The following is a 5,626-nucleotide window of genomic DNA, read 5'->3' as shown; positions in this document are numbered from 1 at the left end:
TGCTTCTTACTGTTACATCCGTCCTGAGAACTCTACTCGTTACTTGAATGAGTTTAGTTTTTTAAAGAATGCTCATGTGTTTGGTTTGGATGTGATTTGCGAGAATGGAGGTGTGTTTGCTAGTGATGTTGATGATGCGAGGGAGATGGGTAGATCATCCTTTGGTTCCGATCCCGGAGGGCCGTTAGGTTCAGCAGTTGGGATCGGAAGGAAGGGATATCTATCTCAATACTTCGTTAATCAATTTGCCCAACAAGCTGTCTTGAGTCTGCACGGTTTTTTGATTGGCTTCATAAGAACGATTCACTTCGATCATCTCCACCATTTCAGTCACGACGCTCACGTTAGACGCTTCGAGATAACCTTGAAGAATTGAAGGCTCGTCTTTGAGTTCAAAGGGAACGGGTTCTCCGGATTCCGGGGTGTCTGCATAAAAGGAGTCGCCTTCCTTATCAAGATGACGCGGATTTTCAACGGTACGAATTTTGATTCTATCTAAAAGAACGGGTGTTTCAAAACGATTCTTATCAAGAGAAGTTCCGTTTACGGGATCGTTGCCGATTTCTCCGTTGATCCAGACTTCTCCGTTTTCTTTGATCAAAAAATTTCCTCTCGCGACTCGGATCGGCCCATTCTCACCCATCAAAGGAAAACCTTGCGGAGTGACTAGATAACCGTTCGTATCCATGACGAAAGCGCCGCTTCGAGAAAGTCTTTCGCCTCGATTGGTCATGACGCTAAAAAATGCGGGGTGTTCGTTTCCGGGTTTATCTTGGAGCATCAAATCGAACGGGTTTTCCGTTTTTTTGACCGCGCCTTGTTCAAAACGAGTGTAGACCTCGTTGACCTCACCGCCTAATCCAAGTTTGCCGACTACCGGTGCCGTATCAAAGGAGCCCATCGGCACTTTTCCGACTCCGTCTTCGTCAAAGCGATGGAGTAGTAATTCCGGAAATGTTTTAAATACGGTCGTGTCCCTTTTAAACGCGGTCTTATCCACGTTGGCAAGGTTGTTCGAAATCACATCCATTCTTGTTTGTTGGATGATCATCCCATTCGCGCCTGTATATATTCCTCTTAACATTTCCGTGTCTCCTATCCTTTTTGAAGATCGGCGATTTCCAAAATTTTCATAACGATTTTGAAGACATAATGTGTGTTTTCGGATTTTTTTTCCGTAACCCGGAGCGAAAGAATTGAGCGTCTTCGAGAAGATCGGCCTTTAAGATCGACGCAATTTTTTTTAAGAGTGAAGATTGGTTGTAAGTAAGACAAAACGTTCCTTTAAAGGAATTGGCTTTGATCTAAATTTTTGTTTTGGTGCAACAAAAAATTCATCCTTGCAAATCGGCAGGATTTTCACTTTTCAAGTATTCATTAATTTGTTGATCGTTAGAGTTATTGAAAAATTAATTTTCTTCCCTTTCTTTTTTTAACAAAACGAACGGATAACGCAGTTTTGTTAAAAACGGATATGTTTTTTTTCAACAACTCTATTATATCGTTATGAATAATATATGCCGTAATCCTACCCAACTAACTATCTAAAAAAGTTCGCGTTTTATTTCTTTTTTCCCTTAAGAGTGATCAGAAGATTACAATTTTCGAGAGAACTGCCCGTTTTTGCCTCGAAGTCTTTCCTAAGTTCCGAAAGAATTTTTTCCTGAAGTTTGGAATCCAAATTTACGTCGTAGATAATTCCCGTTTCTTCGTCGATCGCATGATGGTGATGACTCACGTTAGAATCATACAAAGTGATTCCGGATTTGAGTTCCAAAAGATTAACGATTCCCTTTTCCGCAAACAGTTTCAAATTATTGAATATGGTTGCGCGAGAAGCGTTCGGTATGTGTTCGTTTATCAACTGAAAGACTTGATCGGCGGTTAGATGCTGAGGTTTTGAGAGTAAAAGATTAGCCATCTGTAACCTTTGAACCGTAACGTTGATTCCAACATCCTCCAGAATTTTCTTGCTTCTTTCGTAAGAATCTTTCATGCGATCAGTCTTCCACAGGAGCTCATTTTTGTCTATAATTTAGACTTATTCTAAAAAAAGACTTGAGCTAATTTTTTAAAAATCTATAATTAGTCTAAATCTATAATTAATTTAAAAGTGTAGGATTTTGAATGATTTATAAATTAGAATTGAAAAATTATGATTTAATTTTTCAAATGAGTCGGATTTTAGGCTTAATTTTGAATTTCAAAAAGGCCGTTTTGCCACGTATTCCTATTCACTAACAACCGAAACGTATGAAAGAGAATCAAATTCCCGGAAAAACGGACACTGAATTTTCAAAAGCTTGGATCGAATATCAAAAGAATATGCAGTCGGAAAATCCTTGTTTCGATTCTGCGAGACGAGGGGATGTCGATGCCTTGAAAGCGCAGGTCGGGGCGCTCGGACATGTGGATGAAAAAAATCGGAAGGGTTACACCTTACTGATGTTAGCCGCTTACAACGGACAAGAAGAAACGAGTCGTTTTTTAATTTCCCAAGGCGCGGACGTAAACTCTACGGATTTGGGAGGTAATTCCATATTGATGGGGGCCGCATTTAAGGGACATGTGAAGATCGTGGAAATTCTTTTAAACGCCGGCGCCGATAAGAATTATCGAAATCCAAAAGGGCAAAACGCATTTCAATTTTCTAATATGTTTGGGCGAACGGAGGTCTGTAAACTTCTAAACGAATCGAAACGTACCGGATTCGAGAGATTCCTATCGTTTTTTAAATCTTGGATTTTATATATCGTTCAAATGACAAAAGGAGAAAAACAATGAGTAAAAAGACCCTTACTACGGCCGGAGGTCATCCGGTTCCCCAAAATCAACATTCCGTTACTGCCGGACCCGGCGGTCCGGTTCTCATTCAGGATACCCATCTGATTGAAAAACTCGCTCATTTCAATCGAGAAAGAATTCCGGAAAGAGTCGTTCATGCTAAAGGAGCGGGAGCGTACGGAACCTTAACGATCACTCAGGATCTTACGAAATATTCCAGAGCTTCCGTCTTTTCAAAGGTTGGAAAACAAACCCCTCTCTTTCTACGTTTTTCAACCGTGGCGGGTGAAAAAGGATCCGCAGATACGGAAAGAGATCCGAGAGGTTTTGCGATTAAGTTTTATACGGAAGAGGGAATCTGGGATCTTGTAGGCAATAACACTCCCGTATTTTTTGCAAGAGATCCGTTGAAGTTTCCGGATTTTATACATTCTCAAAAAAGAGATCCGGTTACGGGTTATAAAAATCCGTTTCGTATGTGGGACTATTGGGCCAAAGCTCCGGAAGCCTTACATCAAATCACGATTCTTTTCGGGGTTAGGGGAATTCCGGACGGTTATCGTTTTATGAACGGTTACGGAAGTCATACCTTCGGACTTTGGAACGCACAAGGGGAACGTTTTTGGGTGAAGTTCCATTTCAAATCCAAACAAGGGATTAAAAATCTCAGCGGTGAAAGGGCGGCTGCGTTAGCCGGAACCGATCCGGATTACGCAACGAGGGATTTGTTCGAGGCGATCGAAAGAAAGGAATTTCCCAAATGGAAGTTCTGCGTTCAGATTATGCCTGAAAACGAAGCGGCAACGTATAGGTTCAATCCGTTCGACCTTACAAAAGTCTGGTCTCATAAAGATTATCCCTTAATCGAGGTTGGAGTTTTGGAATTGAACTCCAATCCTAAAAATTATTTCGAAGAAGTGGAGCAGGCGGCATTCTCCCCTTCGAATATGCCGCCGGGGATAGGGGCGTCGCCGGACAAGATGTTACAGGGAAGGTTGTTCGCGTATCCGGATGCTCAGAGATATCGTTTGGGAGTTCAATACCAACAGCTTCCGGTAAACAAACCTAAAAATTCCGTGAACGTTTATCATAGAGACGGAAGCGTGAAGTTTCAAAACGACGGAAACTACGATAATTACGAACCGAACGGTTTCGAGGGACCGGCCCAAGATCTTTCCTACGCGGAACCTCCTTTAAACATTTCGGGAAACGCCGATCGTTACGATTCTCACAAAGGAAACGACGATTATTCTCAAGCCGGTGATCTATATAGAATGATGAATGCGGGGGAAAGGGAAAAGTTGGTTTCGACGATCGCCTCCACGATGCGCGACCTTCCTAAAGATTTGCTCGTCGCAAATCTGAAACATTTCCATCTCTGCGATTCGGAATACGGAACGAAGTTGGCTGAAAAAGTAGGCGTCTCCTTAAAAGATTAAAATGACTCATAACGAGCCCACGAGTTAAGAAGGGTTTTGGAAGAAGAAGGATCAAAAACGCACGTTTGCTAGGGGTCAGTGGATAGGAGGTCAGATGACCTTGCCTGTCAGACATTGACCTTTTTTTGACCAGTGTTTCTCCTATTTTTAATAAATTTATTTTCGAATGAGCAGGGCGTATCGAAGCGAAGCGACCCATGCGGTCTAACATTGTTGTAAAGAGAAACCGCTTTGGGAAGCAATTTTTGAAGCCGTTCGAAGGAGTCCACGCCGTAAGGAATCAGGTATTCGTTCTTAATGATACCATTGACTCTTTCAGCGATCGGGTTTTCATAAACGTCATATGCAGTGCTGTTCTTGATGTGGTTCATACCTGTCAACTTCAGAAACTCTTTGGAATGATACTGACCGCCACCATCGGAATGAAAAATGACACCTGTGATCTTGTGGTTGAAAGATTTACGGAATCGAATCGCCATCTTGAGAGCGGGAATTGAAGTTTGTTCCGCACAAAGTTCTTTGCTAGCCGTAAAACCAATTATGGTTCTTGCATATATGTCTATGATGAAAGTTAAGTAACACCATCGACCAGCTAACTCAAAATAGGTGATATGCTAACCCAAACAAGGTTCGGTCTCGAAATCTTGAGTCCGATGATAAGGTTTGGAAATCTCGTAACACCCAAACTATTTGTAGTCCTTCTATAATTCTTAGAAACGATTACTTGGAAACCGCGCTCAAAGCAGAATGCCTCAAAACGGTCTCTACCTATCGTTTTAGGACGTATCATTCGATAAATTTTTCTGGCGGACATTTTAGGATGATCGTCGCGAATTTCTCGAATCATCGGTAATAGGTAACCAAGTTCCTCCTGCATACACAAATAATGTTTCAGTCTTTGATGAAAGGACTGCTTACTAATATTCAGGACCGTATACAACAAAGACATTTTTATTTTCAATCGGGATCGTTCTTCCCAATACCATAGGAGCGTTTGGAACCAAATTTTTTTTTAATATCTACAGAGTATTCCTTTTCCGCAAACTCGATCATCTTCTCTTGAAAGTCGATCTTCATTTGCTTCTGTCCTATAACACTTTCCAATTCTTTGATTTTGCTTTTCAGCCCTTCTAACTTCGTTGAGACACTTTCTTCTTCGATGACCGTTCTCACTCCTTTTTTTCTATTCTTTGAATACGAATAGATCCACTTGTAAATCGAATTTCTCGTTACCGAATATTCTCTACTTACTTCGGCAATCGTCGTCACTTTGGTTTCTATATCCATCACGATTTGGCGTTTCAATGGTTCACTGAATCTTCGTAACTGGCGGATCGATATTTCTCGCAGATGGTTTAACTTTTGTTTTTTGTTCATTTTCCTTTTTTTCAGGCAAAAAAAAA

The 5,626-nt window shown here is 41.2% G+C and carries 6 protein-coding genes and 1 pseudogene; 3 read left to right on the top strand and 4 right to left on the bottom strand.

Going from position 1 to position 5,626, the window contains the following annotated elements:
• Positions 1-217: pseudogene (locus LEP1GSC194_RS23725) on the top strand (MarR family transcriptional regulator); the annotation flags it as partial.
• Positions 218-220: 3 nt separating this feature from the next.
• Here LEP1GSC194_RS23725 and LEP1GSC194_RS12880 read toward each other — a convergent pair.
• Together LEP1GSC194_RS12880 and perRA are read right to left on the bottom strand one after the other, a co-directional pair.
• Positions 221-1,084 carry a flagellar hook-basal body protein gene (locus LEP1GSC194_RS12880; protein ID WP_020773987.1) on the bottom strand — a complete coding sequence of 288 codons (864 nt, stop codon included), beginning with the start codon at positions 1,082-1,084 and terminating at the stop codon, positions 221-223.
• Between the two features lie 477 nt (positions 1,085-1,561).
• A complete protein-coding gene (gene perRA, locus LEP1GSC194_RS12870) occupies positions 1,562-1,996 on the bottom strand; it encodes a peroxide-responsive transcriptional repressor PerRA (RefSeq protein ID WP_017809627.1) in 435 nt (144 codons plus the stop codon).
• Positions 1,997-2,253: 257 nt separating this feature from the next.
• Between perRA and LEP1GSC194_RS12865 the strand changes: the two genes are divergently transcribed.
• Together LEP1GSC194_RS12865 and LEP1GSC194_RS12860 are read left to right on the top strand one after the other, a co-directional pair.
• On the top strand, positions 2,254-2,784 hold the full coding sequence (locus LEP1GSC194_RS12865; protein WP_017807738.1) for an ankyrin repeat domain-containing protein: 531 nt from the start codon (positions 2,254-2,256) through the stop codon (positions 2,782-2,784).
• The gene (locus tag LEP1GSC194_RS12860) at positions 2,781-4,223 is read left to right on the top strand and encodes a catalase (protein WP_020773991.1); all 1,443 of its coding nucleotides are present in this window, start codon (positions 2,781-2,783) and stop codon (positions 4,221-4,223) included. The genes LEP1GSC194_RS12865 and LEP1GSC194_RS12860 overlap by 4 nt, the downstream gene beginning before the upstream one ends.
• Before the next feature lie 107 nt (positions 4,224-4,330).
• Here the strand turns inward: LEP1GSC194_RS12860 and LEP1GSC194_RS23720 are convergent, their stop codons facing one another.
• Together LEP1GSC194_RS23720 and LEP1GSC194_RS12850 are read right to left on the bottom strand one after the other, a co-directional pair.
• Entirely contained in the window at positions 4,331-4,780 is a 450-nt protein-coding gene (locus LEP1GSC194_RS23720; RefSeq protein ID WP_232424467.1) for an integrase core domain-containing protein, read from the bottom strand.
• 400 nt (positions 4,781-5,180) lie between these two features.
• On the bottom strand, positions 5,181-5,528 hold the full coding sequence (locus LEP1GSC194_RS12850; RefSeq protein ID WP_232424466.1) for a transposase: 348 nt from the start codon (positions 5,526-5,528) through the stop codon (positions 5,181-5,183).
• Positions 5,529-5,626 lie beyond the last annotated feature (98 nt).

The organism is Leptospira alstonii serovar Sichuan str. 79601 (assembly GCF_000347175.1).
Taxonomy (GTDB): domain Bacteria; phylum Spirochaetota; class Leptospiria; order Leptospirales; family Leptospiraceae; genus Leptospira; species Leptospira alstonii.
This window is presented reverse-complemented; position numbering and strand designations above follow the sequence as displayed.